Origin of the sequence: Mesorhizobium sp. M7A.F.Ca.AU.002.02.1.1, from assembly GCF_003998535.1 — a bacterium.
Lineage (GTDB): Bacteria > Pseudomonadota > Alphaproteobacteria > Rhizobiales > Rhizobiaceae > Mesorhizobium > Mesorhizobium ciceri.
On sequence record NZ_RZPB01000755.1, the window covers coordinates 1 to 2,883 of the forward strand.

General features: G+C 66.1%; 3 protein-coding genes. All 3 read left to right on the forward strand.

The annotated features are described in order from the left end of the window. The coding region (locus EN879_RS30710; protein WP_164774684.1) for an ATP-dependent helicase at window positions 1–1,420 on the forward strand (1,420 nt) is incomplete at its 5' end. 8 nt (window positions 1,421–1,428) lie between these two features. Continuing rightward, window positions 1,429–2,208, forward strand: a complete 780-nt coding sequence (gene dapB / locus EN879_RS30715) for a 4-hydroxy-tetrahydrodipicolinate reductase (RefSeq protein ID WP_063167708.1) — start codon at window positions 1,429–1,431, stop codon at window positions 2,206–2,208. Window positions 2,209–2,411: 203 nt separating this feature from the next. Then, a partial coding sequence (locus tag EN879_RS30720) for an ABC transporter substrate-binding protein (RefSeq protein WP_245493890.1) occupies window positions 2,412–2,883 on the forward strand: 472 nt, incomplete at its 3' end.

Here is a 2,883-nt window from a genome sequence, read left to right on the forward strand (position 1 = left end):
GCTCTACTGGGCGCAGATGGCGGCGGAGCCCGAGATAGCGGCGCATCTGGGCGGGCGTTTCGACCATGTGCTGGTCGACGAATACCAGGACACAAATCGCCTGCAGGCTTCGATCCTCATGGCGCTGAAACCCGACGGCGCCGGGCTGACGGTGGTGGGCGACGATGCGCAATCGATCTATTCGTTCCGCGCCGCCGAGGTTCGCAACATCCTCGACTTCCCCAATCAGTTCGCGCAAGCCGCCGACGTGGTGATGCTGGAGCGCAATTACCGCTCGACCGAGACCATCCTTGCTGCCGCCAACGCGGTGATCGGCGAAGCCTCGGAGCGCTTCACCAAAAACCTGTGGTCGGAGCGCAAATCCAGCGACAGGCCAAAACTGGTGACCGTGCGCGACGAAGTCGAGCAGGCCAATTTCGTCTGCGACACCATCCTGGCCGAGCGCGAGGCGGGCACAGCGCTGAAATCCCAGGCGGTGCTGTTTCGCGCCTCGCATCACAGCGGGCCGCTGGAGATCGAACTGACGCGGCGCAACATTCCCTTCGTCAAATTCGGCGGCCTGAAGTTTCTCGATGCCGCCCACGTCAAGGATGTGCTGGCGGTGCTGCGCTTTGCCGAAAACCCGCGCGACCGGGTCGCCGGTTTTCGCGTATTGCAACTCTTGCCTGGCATCGGCCCTTCGGCCGCCGCGCAGATCGTCGAGACCATGACGACGGCGCTGGACGAGGCCATGGGGCTGGCCGGCTGGCGTCCGCCGCAACGCGCGGCGGACGACTGGCCTGGCTTCGTCGCGCTCTATTCCGGCCTGCGCGCCGGCGCCAGATGGCCGGCCGACCTCGAACAGATCAGGCTGTGGTACGAGCCGCATCTGGAACGCATCCACGAGGACGCGACGACGCGCCGGGCCGACCTGTTGCAACTTGAGCAGATCGGCTCGGGCTATGCCTCGCGCGAGCGCTTCCTGACCGAACTGACGCTCGATCCGCCGGACGCCACCAGCGACCAGGCTGGGCCGCCGCATCGCGACGAGGATTATCTGATCCTGTCGACCATCCACTCGGCCAAGGGCCAGGAGTGGAAAAATGTCTTCGTGCTCAACACCGTCGATGGCTGCATCCCGGCCGATCTCGGCGTCGGCACCAAGGAGGACATCGAGGAGGAGCGCCGGCTGCTCTATGTCGCGATGACACGGGCCAAGGACAATCTCAACCTGGTCATGCCGCAGCGTTTCTTTCCACATGGCCAGGCGGCGCGCGGCGACCGCCATCTCTATGCCTCGCGCACCCGTTTCATCCCGGCCTCGATCCTCGCCGCGTTCGAACAGATGTCGTGGCCAAGCGCGCTGGCCGCGCAGGGCAGGGCGGCCCGGCCGGAGGTGCGCGTCGACATTGGCGCCCGTATGCGCGGCATGTGGAAATAGCCGAGGCCATGCCGCAGCCGCCGATCAGGATCGCCATCGCCGGCGCGCTCGGCCGCATGGGCCGCCAGATGACGGACGCCGTGCGGGTCGATCCACGGCTGGCGCTCGCTGCGCGGTTCCATCGGCCCGGCGCTGCCGGCGATGGGCTGGTCAGCCGCGAGGAGGCGCTTGCCACGGCCGATGTGGTCATCGACTTCACGACGCCGGCGGCCTCGGCTGACCTGGCAAGGTTTTGCGCCGCCCGCGGCGGGCCGGCCCTGGTCATCGGATCGACCGGTTTCGATGCGACTGAATTCGCCGACATCGCCGAGGCCGCGAAGACCATCGCCATCGTGCGCTCCGGCAGCTTTTCGCTGGGGCTGAACATGCTGGTCGGATTGGTCGAACAGGCGGCGACAGCGCTCGATCCCGAAGACTGGGACGCCGAGGTCTTCGAGGCGCATCACCGACACAAGATCGACGCGCCGTCAGGTACCGCTTTGATGCTTGGCCAGGCCGTGGCCGGCGGCCGCAAGGTCGAGCTCGACGCGGTGGCGCGGCCTGTTCGCGATGGCGCCATTGGCGCGCGGCCTCCCGGTGAGATCGGCTTTGCGGTGCTGCGTGGCGGCAGCATCATCGGCGAACACAGCGTGAGCTTCTGTGCCGAAGGCGAGCTTGTGACCTTGTCGCATGCGGCCGGCGACCGCGTCATGTTCGCCCGCGGCGCCATTGCCGCCGCGCTCTGGCTCGAGGGACGCCCGCCCGGCGAATACGACATGCGCGACGTTCTCGGTTTCGGCGCTCCGTGACCGGCAGCCACAACGGATTCCATTTCAACGGCCGTTAAAACGACTGAAAGCCAGCTGAAAGCTTGGGCGTGCCATGAAGTCATTACGGCGTTCGCCGTGTGACCGGTGCGGGAGCGGCCGGTAAGGAGGAATGCGGCGCAGCCGGGATGGCGCGCCGCCCAAGTGGAGGAAGTTTCGTGACCGGTTTCATCTCGAAGTGCGCCCTGCGCACAGCGGCGCTAAGCCTTGCTATTGCAGCCACAAGCGCCACGGTGGCTTCGGCTGCCGACAAAATCACCATCATCGTCGGCGGCATGGAAAAGCAGATCTATCTGCCTGCCGTGCTCACCCAGCAGCTCGGCTACTTCAAGGACCAGGGGCTCGATGTCGAACTGCTCAACTCGCGCGCCGGGGTCGAGGCCGAAAATGAACTGCTGGCAGGTGCCGTCCAAGGCGTTGTCGGCTTCTACGATCACACCGTCGACCTGCAGTCGAAGGGCAAATACATCCAGTCGATCGTCCAGTTCAGCCAAGCGCCCGGTGAGGTCGAGCTGGTCTCCGCCAAGCACCCGGAGATCAAGTCGCCCGCCGATTTCAAGGGCGCCACGCTCGGCGTCACCGGTCTCGGCTCCTCGACCGATTTCCTGACCCAGTATCTTGCCGTGCGCAGCGGCCTGAAGCCCGGCGACTACACGC

Excerpts from the sequence above, each read along its gene's own strand:
- dapB (WP_063167708.1), top strand. The coding sequence starts at position 1,429 with ATGCCGCAGCCGCCGATCAGGATCGCCATCGCCGGCGCGCTCGGCCGC.